This is a genomic window from Ruegeria sp. BHSA191, from assembly GCF_059613325.1.
Window position 1 is genome coordinate 50376 of the sequence record NZ_JBXWSH010000008.1, and the last position, 19420, is coordinate 69795.

General features: G+C 59.1%; 16 protein-coding genes, 1 tRNA gene and 1 pseudogene. 10 read left to right on the forward strand and 8 right to left on the reverse strand.

Annotated elements, in window-relative coordinates; all coding sequences use genetic code 11:
- Nucleotides 1-165 precede the first annotated feature (165 nt).
- From AC2FNS_RS10190 to AC2FNS_RS10210, 5 genes and pseudogenes are all read left to right on the forward strand, one after another.
- Nucleotides 166-306, forward strand: coding sequence for a hypothetical protein (locus AC2FNS_RS10190; RefSeq protein ID WP_496712912.1), 141 nt, complete (start codon nt 166-168; stop codon nt 304-306).
- Between the two features lie 279 nt (nt 307-585).
- Nucleotides 586-1968 carry a tyrosine-type recombinase/integrase gene (locus tag AC2FNS_RS10195; RefSeq protein ID WP_040633315.1) on the forward strand — a complete coding sequence of 461 codons (1383 nt, stop codon included), beginning with the start codon at nt 586-588 and terminating at the stop codon, nt 1966-1968.
- 150 nt (nt 1969-2118) lie between these two features.
- On the forward strand, nt 2119-3252 hold the full coding sequence (locus tag AC2FNS_RS10200) for an AAA family ATPase (RefSeq protein WP_496803832.1): 1134 nt from the start codon (nt 2119-2121) through the stop codon (nt 3250-3252).
- A 372-nt stretch (nt 3253-3624) separates the two neighbouring features.
- Nucleotides 3625-4227: pseudogene (locus AC2FNS_RS10205) on the forward strand (MobA/MobL family protein); the annotation flags it as partial.
- A gap of 127 nt (nt 4228-4354) precedes the next feature.
- Nucleotides 4355-4672 (forward strand): hypothetical protein, encoded by a 318-nt coding sequence (locus AC2FNS_RS10210; protein ID WP_496803833.1) that lies wholly within the window; start codon nt 4355-4357, stop codon nt 4670-4672.
- A 180-nt stretch (nt 4673-4852) separates the two neighbouring features.
- Here AC2FNS_RS10210 and AC2FNS_RS10215 read toward each other — a convergent pair whose 3' ends face one another.
- Nucleotides 4853-5056, reverse strand: coding sequence for a helix-turn-helix transcriptional regulator (locus AC2FNS_RS10215; protein ID WP_496803834.1), 204 nt, complete (start codon nt 5054-5056; stop codon nt 4853-4855).
- A 191-nt stretch (nt 5057-5247) separates the two neighbouring features.
- On the opposite strand from AC2FNS_RS10215, the gene AC2FNS_RS10220 reads away from it, so the two are divergent.
- Together AC2FNS_RS10220 and AC2FNS_RS10225 are read left to right on the forward strand one after the other, a co-directional pair.
- Nucleotides 5248-6867: a site-specific DNA-methyltransferase gene (locus AC2FNS_RS10220; RefSeq protein ID WP_496803835.1), complete on the forward strand. Its 1620-nt coding sequence runs from the start codon at nt 5248-5250 to the stop codon at nt 6865-6867.
- 1 nt (nt 6868) lies between these two features.
- Nucleotides 6869-9526 carry a DEAD/DEAH box helicase gene (locus tag AC2FNS_RS10225; RefSeq protein WP_496803836.1) on the forward strand — a complete coding sequence of 886 codons (2658 nt, stop codon included), beginning with the start codon at nt 6869-6871 and terminating at the stop codon, nt 9524-9526.
- A gap of 114 nt (nt 9527-9640) precedes the next feature.
- On the opposite strand, the gene AC2FNS_RS10230 is transcribed toward AC2FNS_RS10225, so the two are convergent.
- The 7 genes from AC2FNS_RS10230 to AC2FNS_RS10260 form a co-directional block, all read right to left on the reverse strand.
- Nucleotides 9641-9717, reverse strand: a tRNA-Met gene (locus AC2FNS_RS10230).
- 78 nt (nt 9718-9795) lie between these two features.
- Nucleotides 9796-10776: an alpha/beta fold hydrolase gene (locus tag AC2FNS_RS10235; RefSeq protein WP_496803837.1), complete on the reverse strand. Its 981-nt coding sequence runs from the start codon at nt 10774-10776 to the stop codon at nt 9796-9798.
- Nucleotides 10777-10852: 76 nt separating this feature from the next.
- Nucleotides 10853-11653, reverse strand: coding sequence for a PaaX family transcriptional regulator C-terminal domain-containing protein (locus tag AC2FNS_RS10240; protein WP_496712908.1), 801 nt, complete (start codon nt 11651-11653; stop codon nt 10853-10855).
- 51 nt (nt 11654-11704) lie between these two features.
- A complete protein-coding gene (paaZ, locus tag AC2FNS_RS10245) occupies nt 11705-13735 on the reverse strand; it encodes a phenylacetic acid degradation bifunctional protein PaaZ (RefSeq protein WP_496712906.1) in 2031 nt (676 codons plus the stop codon).
- A 43-nt stretch (nt 13736-13778) separates the two neighbouring features.
- Complete coding sequence (locus AC2FNS_RS10250; RefSeq protein WP_496679045.1) at nt 13779-15131, reverse strand: TRAP transporter large permease; 1353 nt, start codon at nt 15129-15131, stop codon at nt 13779-13781.
- Nucleotides 15131-15634, reverse strand: coding sequence for a TRAP transporter small permease (locus AC2FNS_RS10255; RefSeq protein ID WP_496712904.1), 504 nt, complete (start codon nt 15632-15634; stop codon nt 15131-15133). Before AC2FNS_RS10255 ends, AC2FNS_RS10250 begins: the two co-directional genes overlap by 1 nt.
- A 56-nt stretch (nt 15635-15690) precedes the next feature.
- Nucleotides 15691-16710 carry a TRAP transporter substrate-binding protein gene (locus AC2FNS_RS10260; RefSeq protein ID WP_496679043.1) on the reverse strand — a complete coding sequence of 340 codons (1020 nt, stop codon included), beginning with the start codon at nt 16708-16710 and terminating at the stop codon, nt 15691-15693.
- 165 nt (nt 16711-16875) lie between these two features.
- On the opposite strand from AC2FNS_RS10260, the gene paaG reads away from it, so the two are divergent.
- From paaG to paaK, 3 genes are read left to right on the forward strand one after another with little or no spacing between them, the layout of a single operon-like run.
- On the forward strand, nt 16876-17661 hold the full coding sequence (gene paaG, locus AC2FNS_RS10265; protein ID WP_496679042.1) for a 2-(1,2-epoxy-1,2-dihydrophenyl)acetyl-CoA isomerase PaaG: 786 nt from the start codon (nt 16876-16878) through the stop codon (nt 17659-17661).
- Between the two features lie 2 nt (nt 17662-17663).
- The gene (gene paaI / locus AC2FNS_RS10270; protein WP_496686796.1) at nt 17664-18092 is read left to right on the forward strand and encodes a hydroxyphenylacetyl-CoA thioesterase PaaI; all 429 of its coding nucleotides are present in this window, start codon (nt 17664-17666) and stop codon (nt 18090-18092) included.
- 15 nt (nt 18093-18107) lie between these two features.
- A complete protein-coding gene (gene paaK, locus AC2FNS_RS10275) occupies nt 18108-19418 on the forward strand; it encodes a phenylacetate--CoA ligase PaaK (protein ID WP_496797631.1) in 1311 nt (436 codons plus the stop codon).
- Nucleotides 19419-19420: the final 2 nt, after the last annotated feature.

Here is a 19420-nt window from a genome sequence, read left to right on the forward strand (position 1 = left end):
AAAGCGTCTTGGCAAAGCCGATCCTGGCATGGGGCGGATCCAGACGCTGGCTCAAGCGAGCGTTGTGACGCCGATCGTCGACTACATAACATGTGACCCTGAGGCGGAGCGCAACAAACGCGACAAAGTTATCTTCGGTATCCGAATCCGAAAGCACGTGACGCCGTGCGCAGTTTTATCTCGGAGATCGTTGTCTATCCGGCCGAGGAAAACGGTGTGCCGGTCGAGGTGAAGGGGCAGCTCAGCGCCTTCGTTTCAGACCGTTCGAAACAGGTGGGAGGTGGTGGTAGCGGAGGAGGGACTTGAACCCCCGACACGCGGATTATGATTCCGCCCGAGATCGCTTCCTTCCTTGTGCAATCTGCGCCGACCTAAAACAGCTTGCGACCTCTTGAGACATTTAAGCGCCTGAAAAGAATATTTATTTTCGTGCTTCGTTGTGTTGTCTTGGCAACAGACATTGTCTCACGCTGTCGCAGTCTGGATCAGGTAATCTAACGGCTTTTGCAGTCCTCCGCAGTCCCATTCTGGGAAAGTGGATCAAGCCAAATTCGCTCCTGCAACAACAAGTGGCAAGGACGAACGATGACTGCGGAACCGAGAAAATCCAACAAAGTTGAGATTACTGACAAAACGGCAAAACACGCTGAGATCAGGCCCACTCGCTATCACATCAAAGATACCAAGGTAGAAGGTTTCACGCTGCGGGTCATGCCGAGCGGACGAAAGACAATGGCGGCGATGCTTAGGGACCACAAAGGCAAGATGCGCACTATTACCATCGGCACCTATCCCAAAATGTCGATCAAGGAAGGTCGTGAGCGGTGCCGGAAGATCGCTTATGGCTTGAAATATGGCGGTGAAGAGTTCGCAATGCCTGTCGGCACTGAGAAGAACGACCGCACCACTCTGATGCAGCTCTTGGACGAGGTGCAGCCAGTGTTCGCAATAAACAAAAAGGGCTGGCGTCCGCGTGGTGGCCCCAACTCCAAAGCAAACATGCGTAGCACAATCGAATGCGTCTTCTTTCGACTGTTGCATAAGCCAGTTGAAGACATCACCGAAACTGACCTTGCCGCTTGCGCCAGCGCATACCAGCCTTCGCGGCCAGTAAATGGCAAAGCCAGCGCAAATGGTCAGGTTTCGAGAGCGTTGGCTTACCTTGCTCCTGTCTTCGATTGGGCGGCGCAACGCGGAGAATACTGTAAGGTTGGCGCAGGACGCCTGAAAAAGCTTGTTGCTCCGGATGTGCACTGTGTTCATGACCCTTCGACCAATGATCCCAGCATTTCTGGCATCAGGTCGCGTGTTCTGTCTGAGGAGGAGTTAGCCAGGGTTCTGCCGCTGCTGACCTACCCGGTTCATCCCAGCTTGCGTCGTCGAAATATATCGCCCGAAAAGGACTTCGGGCCGATTGCTATGAAGTTCATGTTCCTTACGCTTGCAAGGGTTAGCGAGGTGTCGAATGCAAGATGGTGCGACATAAACTTCAAGACCGGTGTTTGGACGCGCAAAGTGAAGGCTACCGAAGGCGGAGAGAGAGAGGACGATCTTCCACTTTCGCAAGCTGCATTGGAGCTTCTGAAGTCGCTACCTGGCTACCCGAGCAAAACGCCGCGCGACAGTTATGTATTCCCAAACCGTGATGGCGGTGTTTTGTCAAACTGGGATAGGACCAGCCGAGCCGTTTTTAAGGCCAGCGGGACCGGGCAATGGACGCGGCACGATATCCGTCGAACCGGCTCGACGCTTTTGAAAGAACTGCGGACGCCAGTTGAAACTATTGATGCGATCTTGGCCCACCTCGACCCCTTGGCAAAATCTGGAGCAAGCGGATCGGCTAAACACTACCTTGCGGCAACTCGGATTCTCGAAGGAGTTGAGGACCCCAGAGCGGAGGCTTTGAACAAACTGGCGCGTGCATACGAAGTGATCATTTGCACCGGTAAGGCTGCCACGCCCGCTTAGGAAATCGGACGGACGGACGCTCCCCTTTCGGGGGAGCGTCCGTCCGTCCGAAAAAAAGTTCCTGTTTTGTTTTTCGTCCGGACATGGAGAACCAAAGTCCATTTCGGTGCCGCCAAGGGCACTAAAAAACATTAGGATACAGAAAAAAATATGAGCCAAACCAACCACTTCAAGGAAACAAAGAATGATTGCAAACCGCGCATACTGGGGCGCAGAACGATTTCAGCAAACACATTTCGACCCAACCCCGATCCTGACTACATCGTCCAACGGTTTTTGTTTCCCGGTGAAGTCAGTATGTTCGCAGGCCCTTCAAATCTCGGGAAGTCGGCTATTGTTGCAAGCATAGCCGCGCATGTAGCGATGGGGCGCGACTTTTGCGGCATGCATGTCGCTCGCGCGGCTGTTCTAATAATCGCCGCAGAAGCTCCGAAAGGATATTTAAAGCGGGCTTATCCGTATTTGAGCCAGAACGCTGCTCAAACCGCGCCAGTTGAGATTTTGGATATGGCAGTCAATCTGTCGGATTCGCAAGAGATCAAGCAGTTTGCTGCCGATGCTAAGATGTTCCGCGAATATCACGGCTGCGACGATCTGCTGATTGTATTTGATACCCTCAATCTGTGCATGGGCGATGGTGATGAAAACTCTTCAAAAGACACCAGCCGTGTCCTGGCAAATGCCACCTATCTCGCAAAGACAACAAATGCTCATGTGCTCATTGTCCATCACATGGGGGCCGGTGAAACCTCTCGGCCACGCGGTTCAACCACTTTGACGGCAAATGTCGATACAGGCTTCACGCTTCACAAAGCCGACGAGTCTCAGCCTGACGGAACAGTGTTCATTCGCGTGAATAAGCAGCGAGAAGACACCAAACCCGCACCTATGGCATTCCAAATCAAAGGGTTTGAAATCGGTAGAAACCGGCACGACGAAATCACGACAGTGCCTTGGGCTGTCCCCTTCGAACCCAGTAGTTCGCTTGTTGAAGAAAACAGACCCAAACCAGCAAATAAGGCCGGTTCCTCTGTTTCCGCCCAAAGATCAAAGGATGTGCTGCGTGTTCTCACTGAGCTTCACAGGCGGGATGGCGGCGAATGGCACAAACCCAAGGTGATTGGCGAAATGTCCGGCGAGCCTTTCAACAACATTCGTGGCAACGCAGACACAATGCGCAAGAAGGTCAGAGCAGCACTGGATGCCTTATTGGCAGAGAGCAAGATAGAAGAATCTGAAAAAGGTGTCAGGTTGCGCGCCATTGAGAGCAAAGCTGCGGCATGATGCAAACATCACCTCGACCGCGTTAGGCCACGATTCTTAGCTGTGTTTTCTCCGCCAGACGCCCTCGGACACGGGGGCGTTTGTGGTTGGTGTTCTCCCATTCGATCTACGAAAAGATCTACGATTTCGTTGCCGATCCGGCCCAAATCGTCTGAGGGGACGCACCGAAGATCGAAGTCTATCATCCGGTGTTTGCGGCAGTAGTTGGCAAGCATCATCAAAACCTGGCTGTTCTGCTTCCGCTTGTCAGACAGGATGTCGAATTTTTTAGATTGCATTGTCAGTTCCCTATTTCTCTGTCGAAAGGAGATAGGGAAGGCGCACAACGGATAAAAAGCTTCGCATTTTATCCACGCCAACCCGATCAAGGAAATGGCACTGTTTTCATTTCGACACTCAGTTAAGGCCTTTTCAGAGAAGCGCAAAGATGAAACCCGTGCCGCCGCACCCGGCCAGACTGCGGCGCATCTCCGATACATCACTCGCCCGCAAGCGGCGCGGGCTGTCATTCAAGAACGACTTTCGGGGAACACCTACCCAGAGACTGCCGCCCAGGCCGAAGAAGAGGCCCAAAGGCGCAAAGGGCGCGTCTGTGAGCGTTTTGTGATTGCATTGCCGGTAGAGGCCAGCCCGGAACAGCGAGAGGCGCTAACACGGGCCTTTGCCGAGCGATTGAGCAAGGGCGTTGCGGGGTATGTCGCCGCGATTCATGACCAGCACGGCAACGACACAAAGAACCCTCATGCCCATTTCGTATTCTTCGATGTTCAACAGAGGACCGGCGGGCGCGGAAGGCCCAAAAGCATCTTAGGGCTTGCACGCAAGAACGCCATCGAGGACGCCGCAAGAATGTGGGCTGAGCTACACAATCAAATGATGCGTGAATGGGGATTCGGGCCTCAGTCCGAGATTAGCCACCTGTCATACGCAGACAGGGGCATCGACAAGATTCCAACGATACACGAGGGCGCAGGTGCGCGGGCAACGCCGAAAGCCAAGAAGACCAGAAAAGAGAAATGGAAGCGCATCGACCAAGGTCATACGCGAGCCGAGGCTAACGAAATCATCCGTGAAATCAACCAACTGAAAGAAGGGCAAATCAATGCAGGAAACATACGATTGGCAGCAGGCCATGGAAGCCACGAGACGCAGCGCAGCGGCGGCTTCCCAGAACAGCGAACATGCGGTAGCGGGGATGGCCAAGTTGCTCAGAGAGATCGACCGCCTTTCAAGCAGGCAGTCAAAACTGACAGATGCAATCGCCAGCTTGGAATCCACGCAGGCACAGCAGATTGCTCAAACCAAAGCCGCTCTCAACCGCGCCCAGGGCGACAACCGCCATTCCTGGCGGCTGCCCGCCTTGGGCTTGTTCGCCGTCTTCGCGGTGGGCGTCGTTTTCGGCGGGTTTATCGTGAGTTGATAATGCTGCGCGATACCCTGCGCGCGCGCCTCTTGCCTCGTGATGGGCAGAGCCGCTCAGCACCGAGACTCCCCGCCCAAGAAGCACATCGCCATCCGCCGGAAATGACGAAGCCCCGCAGAGGCGGGGCTGAGCAAAAGGGTTAGAGGGCAATGTGGATCGGCGATCTGCTTGGGCGAGTCAGGCGTCCATGTCGCCGTCTTGTGCAATGATCCGATTCAAATCGGAAGCCCGCCAGCGCGAAGAGTTGCCCCGCTTGATCGGCTTGGGAAAATCGCCGCGTTCAATGTCGCGGTAGATGCTGGCACGAGAACGGCAAAGCACGGCGCATACGGTTTTGATATCGACAAGATGGTCAGTGATGGTTTGGGTTTGAGGTGTCATAGTCTTCCTTCTTTGGTTAGGCGGAAGCTATATTTTCTCTTTCCCCCAAATCCGAAGTCCGAAGCCAAAATTTTTTCCGAACGGTTCCATCTGCAAGCGCATTGCATCGTCTCTCCGGTAGGCGGTAGTCATGTAGGCAGATTTTCCCGGCCTGCAACCCCAGGCCTCCGAGCAGAGAAGACAAAATCGACATGCCAACATTGGACTGGATCGGCAAAAAAGCCGTCGTCAATCATCACCGCGAAGTGCCCTACCGCCTTGTCCATTGCGATGGAGAACTTTCGGCAGGCGATCCGGATGCCGGGAACCTGCTGGTGCAGGGCGACAACTTGGAAGCGTTAAAGGCGCTGCTGCCCTACTACGCGGGCAAGGTAAAATGCATCTACATCGACCCGCCCTACAACACCGGGAACGAGGGGTGGGTTTATAATGACAATGTGGCCTCGCCCGAGATCAAGGCGTGGCTGGGCAAGGTCGTCGGCAAAGAGGCCGAAGACTTGTCGCGCCATGACAAGTGGCTTTGCATGATGTATCCGCGCCTGCGGTTGCTGCGGGAGTTCCTGCGGGAAGATGGAGTGATTTTCGTCAGCATTGACGACGATGAACACCATCGCTTGCGCTCGCTACTCGACGAAGTTTTTAGGCCGCAGAACTTCGTCGCATCCATCATTTGGCAAAAGAAGTATGCGCCCCAAAACGATGCAACTTGGTTTTCGGACAGCCACGATTTCTTGGTGGTTTATGCGAACCGAAAAGGCGATTTTACTCCAAACAAGTTGCCCAGAGGCGAAACCACCGGCTCCATGTATAAGAATCCCGACAACGACCCTCGCGGCCCGTGGATGTCGGACAACTTATCTGTAAAGACATACTCTGCCGCGACAGACTACCCAATCACCACTCCCAGCGGCAAAGTCGTAAATCCTCCCCAGGGTAGATGTTGGTCTGTGTCCCCCGAGCGCTTCAACGAACTGGTTGCGGATGACAGGATTTGGTTTGGTGCAAATGGAACTGCGGGGCCAAGGCTAAAGCGGTTCCTGTCTGAGGTTTCGGAGGGCGTGGTATGCAAAACGCTGTGGCTGCGTGAAGAAGTTGGAGACAACCAAGATGCAAAAAGAGAAATAAGAGACATTCTGCAATCAGCGTCTTTCGATACTCCAAAACCAACCAGCTTGATTGACAGAGTATTGCAGGTAGCAACCGGTCCGAATGATCTTGTGTTGGATTCATTTGCGGGATCAGGGACAACGGGACATTCTGTCTTGAAGATGAATAAACAGGATGGTGGCAACCGCAGGTTCATCCTTGTCGAAATGGATGAGAAAATCGCACCGGAAATCACCGCGAAACGCCTGCGCCGTGTCATCAACGGCTATGACAAGGGTGGAGACCCAGAGAAGCCCGTCGAGGGGCTTGGCGGAGGCTTCCGCTATTGCCGCTTGGGCACACCACTCTTCAATGAGTTCGGCGATATCGACGAGGCGGTGAGTTTTCCCGATCTGGCCGCGCATGTGTTCTTTTCCGAGACCGGCGCACCGTTGCCGAAAAAGGTGGATGGCTCTACCCCGCTGATCGGACAGCACAAGGACAAGATTGTCTATCTGCTGTTTTCTCCCGCCGAACAGGGCTTCCCCCGCGAAGCCGCCGGGAATGTGCTGACGCCGGATGCATTGGCCAGCTTGCCATCCGCCCCGGATGGCTTTGAAGGCGAACGCGTCGTCTATGCCGAGGGCTGCACAGTCTCGCCTGAGCGGCTGAAAGCCGAGGGCGTCGTGTTCAAGCAAATCCCTTATCAGATCGAGGGGGCTTGATATGGCTGCTGTGAATCTCGACCTGAAAGAATATCAGAAAGCGGCACTCGACCGTTTCCGTAGTTATCTGCGCGACTGCAACAATGACGGCTGCAATGTCGCCTTTTACAAAGCCACCAACCTGCCATACCGCGACGCCCCGGTGATTGCCCAGGGAACGCCCTATGTCTGCCTTCGTGTTCCGACGGGTGGCGGCAAGACGATCATGGCGGCTCACTCCGTTGGCATCGCTGCCCAGGAGTATTTGCAGGCTGCGAACCCAATGGTGCTGTGGCTTGTGCCATCGACGCCGATCCTTGAACAGACCGTTGCAGCCTTGAAGAACCCTGAACATCCCTATCGGGCGGCATTGGCCAAGGATTTCGGTCGGAATGTCTCGATACTGACAAAGGACGAAGCTTTGGCCATGTCCCGCGCCGACGCAGAGGGCGGGGCCTGCATCATCGTTTCAACGATCCAGTCTTTCCGGCGCGAAAAACCGAACGGCGACGAGGATAGCGAAGGCTTGAAGGTCTATCAGGACGCGGGCGCTCTGATGGACCACTTCTCGGGCCTTTCGGAAGCGCAGGAAGAACGGTTGGAGAAGGTTGAAGGCACAAATCGCCCGGTGGCCTCACTGGCCAACCTGCTGCGCCTGCACCGGCCTATGGTGATCGTTGATGAGGCGCACAACGCCCGCACGGCACTATCCTTCGACACGCTGGCGAGGTTTAGTCCCTCGCTGATCTTGGAACTGACGGCAACCCCGCAGACCGAGCACAACCCGGCCAAAGACAAGCACGCATCCAATATCCTCTATTCGGTTTCCGCCGCCGAGTTGAAAGCGGAGCAGATGATAAAGATGCCGATCAAGCTCACCACGGATCGGGATTGGCAAAAGACGATTGGCGCGGCGCTGGATTGCCAAGCAGCCCTGGAAGAAGCAGCAAACGCCGAACAAGCTCAGACCGGTGAATACATCCGACCTTTGGTTCTCTTTCAGGCACAAAGCAACTCGGCCACCGATCCGACACGCCTGACCTATGACAAGATCGAGAAGTTTCTGCATGAAGACAAAGGCATACCGAAAGACCAGATTGCGGTTCATTCCGGTCCGCGAAAGGATCTGGACGATCATGACATTGCAGACCCGGAATGCCGGGTGCGCTACATCATCACCGTGCAGAAGCTGAAAGAAGGCTGGGACTGCCCCTTTGCCTATGTGCTGTGTTCGGTTGCTGAACAGGTTTCCTCAACTGCCATTGAGCAAATCCTGGGCCGTGTTCTTAGGATGCCCAAAGCGAAACTAAAGAACCGTCCGGCGCTCAATCAGGCATACGCTTATGTTGCATCTGCCAGCTTCGACGCCACGGCTCAAAAGCTGAAAGATGGTCTTGTGGAAGGCGCAGGTTTCAACAAGCTTGAAGCCGCTGCGTTCATCGCCTCGCAGAGCGATATGGCGTTTGAGGAAGCTGCCAAAGAGTTCGAGCATAGGTCTGATCCTTTGCCCGACGAGGATCTGTCTGACGAAGCCGTGCAGGAAGCCATCGATAGGCTGCCGGCTTCGGTCAAACAGCGATTGACCTATGACGCGGAAAGTCGGTCCTTGGCATTCAAAGGTCCCATGACTAAGGAAAGCCGGAATCTGATCCAGCTTGCCTTTGCCAAATCCCCCAAAGCTGCGCCTGTTGTCGAACGCCTATACGCAAAGACGAACAACTTTCAGACCTCGGCGGCAGAGGACACCGACAAGCCGCCATTCATCGTCCCGTTGCTGGGTTTCCGCAAACAGGGCGAGTTGCAGCTATTCAGCAAGGAGCATTTCCTTGACCTTCCTTGGCGGCTGGATGAGTGCGACGCCTCGGATATCGTCAATCGCTTCAAAATCGTCGATGAAAGTCAGTCTGGACAGATCGACATTTCCACAAGCGGCAAAGTAGAGATCGACTTTGCCCGGCGTGTCCAAGGTGAACTTGCTGCCGTCATCCAAGAACCAGCCTGGACACTGGCCAGGCTTGCCAACTGGATCGATATCGGAATCAAACACCCGGATATCACCAAACCAAGCGCCGTCGTCTTCATCAGAAGCGCACTGAACAAGCTCATCGAGAACGGGTATGACTTGGATGTATTGGCTCGGAACAAGTATGACCTGCGCAAGGCTCTTGCAGGGTTCATTTCCGACCTGCGATCTAACCGAGAATCCGACAACTACGCCGCTTTGTTCGCCGCCCATGCCGATCAGTTCGACACCAGCGCCGAGCTATCTATGATATTCGACGAACAGAGCTACGCATTTAACCAGCCCTACGCCGGTGCAACAAAGTTCAACAAGCACTACACCCCTTTGATCGGCGATCTGAAAGCCGAGGGGGAGGAGTTTGATTGCGCCGTGTATCTGGATCGACTGGACGCAGTGAAATACTGGATTCGGAATGTCGAGAACAAGAAGACCTCTTTTTGGCTTCAACTACCGCACGGCAAGTTCTATCCAGACTTTGTGGCCATGTTGAACGATGGGCGCATCCTTGTGGTCGAATACAAGGGGGCGCACCTTTACGAAGCTGAGGAAGCCAAGCGCCAGATCGGGGAAGCTTGGGCGGAGGCCAGCGGTGGCCAGTGCTTGTTCTGTATGCCTACCGATCGAGGATTTGACCTGATCGACAAGACAATCTGCTGAAATCGAAATAGAATCGTAAGAGCCGGGGGTGCAGTCCCATTGCAGTCCCGGCGAAAAACTCGTTGGGAGGATTTTGGCTGCTGACTGCAAGTGCCTGATTTTTTAGGGAAGATTTGGTAGCGGAGGAGGGACTTGAACCCCCGACACGCGGATTATGATTCCGCTGCTCTAACCAACTGAGCTACTCCGCCAAGGTGAGTGGCGATTTACGGGAGGTGCCCGAGAGGGTCAAGAGGGAAAAATACTCAATCCACCAGATTTCTTTCTGGTCAGGCCTGTCTTGGTTTGGAAGGCGTCGGGTCGGTTCGCGGAGCATTGTTTGCGACGCGACGGACGAAATCTGCGCAGTCATCGGGCGCCGTCATCGGAATCATGTGGCCCTGCCCTGCAAGCCGCTCGTACACGAGACCGAAGTCAGCCATGGATGCGCCTTGGCATTCCGGCGACAGGATCGGGTCGTCGGCGCCGAACAGGATCCCGCCGGGAACCCGCAAGTCGCCATAGCGCGCGACCTGCGAGTCAATGCTCGCGTCCACACCGGCCAAATCTTGCGATCCGGTCACATAGGCCGACGGCCGCAGGCCCAGGGCGCCCCCGGCGCGGTCCAGAAAGTCATCCGGCGCCGGCTCGGGGGCGAAGGCCTGGTCGATGACATGCGGCGCCGTGAGTCTGGCCAGCGGCACCGCGATCGTGTTGGCGATCAGATGGCGCACCCTTTCGCTGCGGATCTCCAGCGCCTTGAAGATGGCAGGGGTCTCGGGCACCCGATGCGTCAACGGCGCCAGCAAGGCCAGACCGCGGACGTGGTTGGGGTAGTCCAGCGCCATGGCCAACGAAACCGCTCCGCCAAGGGAGTGTCCGACCAGAAGCGGGTGTTTGACGTGGATCGCCTGCAGGAACTCGTGGATCATGCGGGCTTGTTCGGGCAGGGTTGCCAGCCGCGCGCAATCTCGGGTCGAATACCCGCAGCCGGGACGGTCCAGCGCGATCACGTAAAACCTGTCGGTCAGCCGGTCGGCCATTTCATAGGTGAAGTGCTGCAACTGCCCGGTCAGCCCGTGGATCATCACAAGGGCCGGGCTGGACGGGTCGCCCGCGGCGACATAGTGGATACTGCCACCGTCAACCGGCACGATCCGCCCCGCCTGCGGCACGCGTCTGGTGCCTGTCTTCGTCAGGTAGCGTGTCCACAGGTGCAGCCCGATGAGCAGCAGGCAGACTGCGGTCACGGCGATCGGCAGCAGGGTCATCGGCAGGGCCTCGTGTCAGGGCGTGTCGCCCATGAGGATAGGCCAAGAGCGGCACCAAGAGGAACCCGCCGCCGGATCAGTCGTCATTCAGGTCGCCGGGCCGGGGGCGCGGCAGTTGGTCCAGCAGGCGGAACACCTGCGCCCGACAGGCCGGGCCGGTCCAGTCCGGCGGGCAGAAACCGTCGGGCAGGTCGGGCAGACGCAGAACGACGCGCCGCCACCGGTGCACGATCAACGTGCGCAGGGTGCCGATCTGACAGGGCGTGGGCTCCCAACTGGCCGGGCGGTCCTGAGACACGTGGCGGACGGTCTCGTGCAAGGATCGGCAAGCCGCGCGCAGATCCGACGGGAACAGCTTTTCATGCACCCATTGCGGAACCGAGCGGGCAGTAACCTCAAGGATCAGCAGCTCGTCCTGGTCCTCGGGCGGTGCCCCCGATCCCAACGCGGCGTTGCGCGCGATCGGCGTGTAATCGTGGCTGAGCAGAATGTCCTCGAGCAGCCGGGTGCCGGTGCTATCCTCGGCGATCAGCAGGTGCAACGGCGCATCTGGCGCAGGATCGCGGGCATAGATGCGCGGGGTGACCCGGGCCGACTGCGTGCGGCCATATTCGGTCAGGAAATGCATCGAGACCCGCCCGATCCGGTCGCTTTCGATCCAGCCATCCTTGCGCAGACGGTGCAGCGCGACGCGGATCGCCTCGGGCTTGATGCCCATCGGTTCGATGATGCGGCCCAGCGCCCCACCCGATATCTTGGCGCCGCGCTCCTGCGCCATGTCGCCGAACAGCGACACGATGATCGACCAGACCCGCTGATTCTGCGGGTCGGCCAATTCGGCCACGGCCTTGGTGAACCACGGATGCGCGTTGGTCATGCACCCAGTCTATCCGGCCTGACGGTGCAAGAAAAACACTTTGCCGTGCGCTCAGTAGGCGTTCATGGTCAGCAGTTCGTATTCGGCGACCTTCTCGTCATCCTGATTGGTCAGGGTCACGTGCCAGCGCACCTCGCCATAGTCGTCGGTGCGGCGGGTCTTTTGCTTGACCGTCAGGCGGACCTTGATGCTGTCGCCGGCCACGACCGGCTTCATGAAGCGCAGGCCGTCCAGCCCTGTATTGGCCAGCACCGGCCCCTCGTTCGGTTCGACGAACAGGCCGGCGGCAAAACTCAGCAGCAGATAGCCATGCGCCACCCGGCCCGGAAAAAACGGGTTTCTGGCCGCCGCGTCCTCGTCCATGTGGGCATAGAAGGTGTCGCCTGTGAAATGGGCGAAATGTTCGATGTCGTCCAGCGTGATGGTCCGAGGCGCCGTGTGCAGCGTCTCACCGATCTGCAGTTCCCCGAACTTGCGGGTGAAGGGATGCGCCGGGCCTTGGATCTCGGGCGCGCCGGGGATCCATTTCGCGCCGATCGTCGCCAGCATCCGGGGCGAGCCCTGCAAGGCCGTGCGCTGCATGTAGTGTTTCACGCCGCGCACGCCGCCCATCTCTTCACCGCCGCCGGCGCGGCCGGGGCCGCCATGGACCATGTGCGGCAGGGGCGAGCCATGGCCGGTGGATTCCTGCATCGAGTCGCGGTCGTTGATGTAGATCCGCCCGTTGAAGGCAGCCGCGCCCATCACCACCTGGCGCGCGACCTCGGGATCATGGGTGATCAGCGAGGTGACCAGCGACCCCTGGCCGCGATTGGCCAGCGCGATGGCGTGGTCCAGATCGCGATAGCCCATGATGGTCGAGACCGGGCCGAACGCCTCGGTGTTATGCACATGCTTGGCGGCGTCGGGATCGGCGCAGTGAAACAGCATCGGCGGTACGAAGGCGCCTTTTGTGGCGTCGGCGCCGATCACCTCGAAGGCATCCGGGTCGCCGAATACGCGTTCGGCTTCTTGCCCGATGAGGCTGGCCTTGGCCAGAACGTCGGCCTTCTGCCCGTTCGACACCAGCGCGCCCATGCGCGTGCCGTCCAGCCGCGGATCGCCGATCGTGGTCTGCGCCAGCTTGGCTGAGATCGCGGCGATCAGCGGCTCGACCTGCGCCTGGGGTGCGATGATGCGGCGGATGGCGGTGCATTTCTGCCCGGCTTTCGTCGTCATCTCGCGTACGACTTCCTTGACGAACAGGTCGAATTCGGGCGTGCCGGGTGCCGCGTCGGGGCCAAGGATCGAGGCGTTCAGGCTGTCCTGCTCAGCCACGAACCGCACCGAGTTGGTCAAGATCACCGGGTTCTGCCGCAGCTTCATCGCGGTGTCGGCCGAGCCGGTAAAACTGACCACGTCCTGACAGGTCAAATGATCCAGCATGTCGCCCAGCCCGCCCGAGACCAGCTGCAGTGCGCCGTCGGGCAGGATGCCGCTGTCGAGCATGATCCGCACGGCCAGTTCGGTGACATAGCAGCTGTTGGTGGCCGGCTTGACGATCGCTGGAACCCCGGCCAGCAGGGTTGGGGCCAGTTTCTCAAGCATCCCCCAGACCGGGAAGTTGAAAGCGTTGATATGCACCGCGACCCCTTGCAACGGGGTGCAGACGTGCTGGCCCAAGAAGGTGCCGTTCCGCGACAGCTGCTCGACATCGCCATCCAGATAGACATGGCCGTCGGGCATCTCGCGCCGCCCTTTCGAGGCAAAGACGAACATGGTGCCGATGCCGCCGTCGATGTCGATCAGATGATCCTTCTGCGTGGCGCCGGTTTCAAAGCTGAGGTCATAGAGCGCCTGTTTCTGTTCCGACAGCGCCTGCGCCAGCGCCTTGAGCATCTTGGCGCGTTCATGGAAAGTCAGCCGGCGCAGAGCAGGCCCGCCCACGTCGCGGGCATGTGCCAGCATCGCCTGCACGTCCAGCGCGTCGTTTCCGGCGGTGGCAAAGGGCTCTCCGGTGATCGCCGAGGCGATGGTGCGGGCCCCGGCTCCGGGCGCAACCCACTGGCCCGCGGCGAAACTGGAAATCTGTTTCAGAGACATGAAATGCTCCTGTATTGGGGCCGCTTTGCGCGGCGAAATGTGCTCAGTGACCCAGCGCGCCCATCTGTTGCGGCAGGTACAGAACCACGATCGGAACCAGAACGATCAGCGCCAGGCGGAAGATGTCGGCCACCCAGAACGGGGTCACGCCGCGAAAGATCGTGCCGGTCGAGACATCCCCCACCACGCCTTTCAGGATGAACACGTTAAGGCCCACCGGCGGGGTGATCAGCGAAATCTCGGTTACCACCACCACGACGATGCCGAACCAGATCGGGTCATAGCCCAGCGAGGTCACCAGCGGGAAAAATATCGGAACAGTCAGCAGCAGCATCGACAGGGATTCGAATACGCAGCCCAGGATGATGTAGATGCCGAGGATCATGAGGATCACCACGAACGGCGCCACGTCATAAGCGGTGACCATGGCGATCAGCGCCTCGGGCAGACCGGCCAGGTTGATGAAGTTCGAAAAGATCTGCGCACCGATCAGCACCGCGAACAGCGCGGCTGCGGTAAAGCAGGTTTCCTTCAGCACCTCAAAGGTCGATCCCACGGTCAGCCCACCGCGGAACAGCGCGATCAGAAAGGCGCCGGCGGCGCCCATGCCTGCGGCCTCGGTCGGCGAAAAGGTCAGGTTCAGCGGTTCGAAATCGAACACGCCATACAGCCCGCCGATCACCAGGAAGAACAGCAGAAGCACCGCCCAGACGGACCCCAGCGCGCTGATGCGCTCGCCCCAGCTGGCGCGTGCACCGGCCGGGCCGGCCTCCGGGTTGCGCCAGACGGTCCAGCGCACGGCGAACAGGTAGAACAGGATGCCCAGTGCGCCGGGAATGATGCCGGCCATGAACAGCTTGCCGATCGAGGTTTCGGTCAGCAGCCCATAGATGACCAGGATGACCGAGGGCGGGATCAGGATGCCCAGCGTTCCGCCGGCTGCGATCGAGGCGGTCGAGAGCTCGTCGGAATAACCGTAACGGCGCATCTGCGGCATGGCGACTTTGGACATGGTCGCAGCGGTGGCCAGCGACGATCCGCAGATCGCCGAGAACCCGCCGCAGGCCGCCACGGTCGCCATGGCGATACCGCCGCGCATGTGGCCCAGAAAAGCGTTGGAAACCGCATAAAGTTCGCGCGCCATGCCACCCTTGTTGACGAACAGGCCCATTAGGATGAACAGCGGCACGACCGACAGGCCGTAATCCTGCGCGGTATCGGTGATCTGGCGGCCAACCATCGACATCGCGGCCTTCAGCCCGCGCTCGTCAAAGATCGAGCCGCCGCGTTCATACGCGAAGCCCAGCGTACCGACCAGCCCCATGGCAAAGACAATGGGCAGGCGCATCAGCACCAGGATCAGGACAAGGGCAAATCCAATCAGTGCAGCGGTCATTAGGAGGTTTCCGTCAGGGTTTTGGGTGCGAAAAGGTGCAGCAGGCCGGTGATGATCATCACCACGGAGGTGATCGCCACCGATGCAGTGATGAACCAGCCAACGAGGTAGGTCGGGATGCTGAGATATTCGGTAACATCGCCGTAATCGCGGGCGCGCTCGGCCAGGACCCAGACGCGCTGGACCGGCCAGTACAGCATGACGCCGCTGAGAATATAGATCACCGCGTCGCGAAGGCGGCTGAGCCTCAGGCGGTGGAAGATACCGTCGGTCAGGTCCACGGCGATATGCCCGTTGGTGACCGAGATGATGGGCAGCACCGAGAACACCAGAATCGCCATCAGGATGCGCGTCAGTTCGGTGGCGGCCTCGATCGGCGCGTTGAAGACCGACCGCAAGATCACGTCGCAGAAGGTCATCACCATCAGGATGAACAGGGCCGTGCAGGCGACAATCACCGGCAGGACGCTGGCGCGCCGTACAAGCTGGATGAGAGGGGTCATCGGGTGGCTCCGGAAGGGGCTGGATGGGGGCGGCCAGTGCCGCCCCGCATCAAGGATCAGTTCGAGGACATTTCTGACTTGATCATGTCATAGGCGGCTTGCGCATCGACGCCGGCTTCGTTGACCTCGGCAATGACCTTGGCGCGGACGCCCTCGGCGATCGTCGCGAACTTTTCCATGTCCTCGGCGCTGGCCTCTTGGATGGCGTTGCCTTCGGTGGCTTGGGTCTCATCCCGGCCGATGGCGTCGATCTCGTCCCAGATCTTGCCGATTTCGCGGCTCAGCGGCTCGCCGAACACGTTTTCCTCCAGTGCTTGCTGGATGTCTTCCGGCAGGTCGGCAAACGTGTCTTCGTTCATGATAAAGGCAAACGACCCGCGATACAGGCCGCCCGGCATCTCATAGACGTTCGGGGCAACCTCGGTCAGCTTGAAGCCCTTGCGCGATTCGAACGGCATGACCACGCCATCGGCGGCCTTTGAGGCCAGCGTTTCATAGACTTTGGGGGCCGGAACCTGGATGCCGGTCGCACCCAGTGCGGTGCCTACGTCGCCACCGACACCACCGGGGATACGAACCTTGAGGCCCGAAATCTGGTCCATCGAGGTCACCGGGCTGCTGGTGTGCAGCTGGGCCGGGCCGTGGGTGTGCAGGGCGATGACCTTGACGCCGCGATGTTCGTCGGCCGCCTTCAGGTACTTGTCATAGGCCCGCCAGTACGCGACCGAGGCGGCCTCGGCCGAACCCTCATAACCCGGCAGTTCGATCAGCTTGGTCGTCACGAAACGGCCCGGCTGATAACCGTGGAAGATGATCGACGCATCCGCCGCACCATCCATTATCAGGTCCATCTGGGCCGGGGGCGGGGCGATGCCCAGCTTCAGCTCGGCGGTCACCTTGCCGTCGGTGGCCTCTTCAACCATCTCGACGAATTTGGGCCACATCTTGGCGTTGATTCCGTGGGTGGGCGGCGCCCAGCTGGAAATCGTCAGGGTGTAGTCCGCTGCAAATGCCACGCTGCCCGATACTGCCAGGGCAGCAGTCGCCAACAGCGTTTTGATCCCGTTGAGTTTCATGACTGGTTTCCTCCTCCAAAACATGAGTCATTAATGCGTTAATGGTCACTTTTGTAACCATCAACCGGCCGAAAGCCGGATTCGGCACTTCGTCGGAGAAATTTATTGACCAACCGTTCGGTTAATGCAAGAAGAATATCGAAACGAATGCAAAGCGAGCGGCCCATGAGCGATACGATTCTTGCGCAGTGGCATGGAAATTATGTGGAAATCACTCTCAACCGCCCTGATCGCCTGAACAGTTTCACCGAAGAAATGCATCATGCCCTGCGCCGCGCCATCGAAAGCGCGCGCGATGAGGGCGCGCGGGCGATCCTGCTGACCGGGGCCGGGCGTGGGTTCTGCGCCGGGCAGGATCTGGCCGATCGCGACCCGTCGAAAATGGACGGTCCGCCGGATCTGGGCCACACGGTTCGCACTTTCTATGCGCCGCTGGTGCGGTTGATCCGGTCGCTGAACTTTCCGGTGATCTGCGCGGTCAATGGCGTGGCCGCGGGCGCGGGCGCCAATCTTGCGCTGGCCTGCGATATCGTGCTGGCCGCCGAGTCCGCGAAATTCATCCAATCCTTCGCCAAGGTCGGGCTGATCCCCGATACCGGAGGCAGCTGGCACCTGCCGCATCTGCTGGGCGAGGCGCGTGCCAAGGGACTGGCTCTGACCGGCGAGCCTTTGGCGGCGAAAACGGCCGAGGACTGGGGCCTGATCTGGAAAGCCCTGCCTGATGCCGATCTGATGAGCGAGGCGCGCGCGCTGGCCGAACGCCTGTCGAACGGTCCGACGCTCGGCCTGGGCCTGACCAAGCAGACCATCCAGGCCGCCGCGACCAACAGTCTGACCGATCATCTTGAGATCGAGGCCGACGCCATGAAGACCTGCGGTGAATCCGCCGACTATGCCGAAGGCGTCGCGGCCTTTCTGGAAAAGCGCAGCCCGGAGTTTCGGGGCAAATGAGCATGACACCGAAAGAACGCGCCGAAAAAGCCGCCGCCGCGATGTGGGCGCAGGACCATGCCTCGAAATGGGCGGGGATGGAACTGGTCGAGGTCGACGAGGGCACCGCGACGCTGGCGCTGACCGTGCAGCAGCACCATTGCAACGGGCACGGAATCTGCCATGGCGGCGTGACCTTCATGCTGGCCGACAGCGCCTTTGCCTTTGCCTGCAACAGCCGCAACCAGTCGACCGTGGCCCAGCACAACGTGATCAGCTATGTCGCGCCGGGCCGGCTGGGCGACCGGCTGACCGCCCGCGCGACCGAGCAGAGCCTGACCGGCCGCAGCGGCATCTATGACGTGACAGTGACCAACCAGGATGGCCACAAGATCGCCGAGTTCCGGGGCTTTTCCCGCGCGATCAACGGGACCCTGTTTCCAGAATCTTGAGGTGAGGAGGACATCATGAAGGATCTGACCCCGAACAAAGCGGATCTTGACCCGATCGAGATCGCGTCGATCGATGAAATCCGCAGCTTGCAGCTGGACCGCCTGAAATGGTCGCTGCGTCACGCCTATGACAATGTGCCGATGTACAAACAGCGGTTCGACGAAGCAGGGGTGCATCCCGACGATCTGAAAACCCTGGACGATCTGGCCAAGTTCCCCTTCACCTACAAGAATGACCTGCGCGACCACTATCCGTTCGGTCTGTTTGCCGTGCCGCGCGAACAGATCATCCGCCTGCATGCGTCGTCCGGCACCACGGGCAAGCCGACCGTGGTAGGTTACACCAGGAACGACATCGACAACTGGGCCGATCTGGTGGCCCGCAGCCTACGCGCCAGCGGTCTGCGCAAGGGCGACATGATCCACAACGCCTACGGCTACGGCCTGTTTACTGGCGGTCTGGGCGCGCATTACGGAATCGAGCGACTGGGCGCTACGGTCGTTCCCATGTCCGGCGGTCAGACCGAGAAACAGGTAGCCCTGATCACCGATTTCAAACCCGACGGCATCATGGTCACGCCGTCCTACATGCTCAACATCCTCGAGCAGTATCACAAGGTCGGGATGGACCCGCGCGAAAGCTCGCTGTCGGTGGGCGTGTTCGGGGCCGAGCCCTGGACGGATGCGATGCGGAAAGAGGTCGAGCAGGCCTTTGACATGCATGCCGTCGACATATACGGCCTGTCCGAGATCATGGGGCCGGGCGTCGCCAACGAATGCGTGGAAACCAAGGACGGCCCGGTCATCTGGGAGGATCATTTCTATCCCGAGATCATCGACCCTCAGACCGGCGAGGTTCTGCCCGACGGCGAAATGGGTGAGCTGGTCTTTACCACGCTGACCAAAGAAGGCCTGCCGATGATCCGCTACCGCACCCGCGACCTGACGCGGTTGCTGCCGGGCACCGCGCGCTCGATGCGACGGATGGAGAAGATCACCGGCCGCAGCGACGACATGATCATCCTGCGCGGGGTCAACGTCTTCCCCAGCCAGATCGAGGAACAGGTCATGGCCACCGGCGGCATTGCCGCGCATTACCAGATCGAGCTGTACAAATCCGGCCGCATGGACGCGATGCGCGTCTATGTCGAGGCGATGCCCGACGCGGCCGATGAACTCAGCAAGACCGCCGCCGCCCGCATGCTGACCAAGCGGATCAAGGACTTCGTTGGCGTTTCCACCGAGATCGTTGTAGGGGACCCCGGCGATGTCGAGCGCAGCCAGGGCAAGGCCAAGCGCGTCGTCGACAACCGAGACAAGGAGTGAGG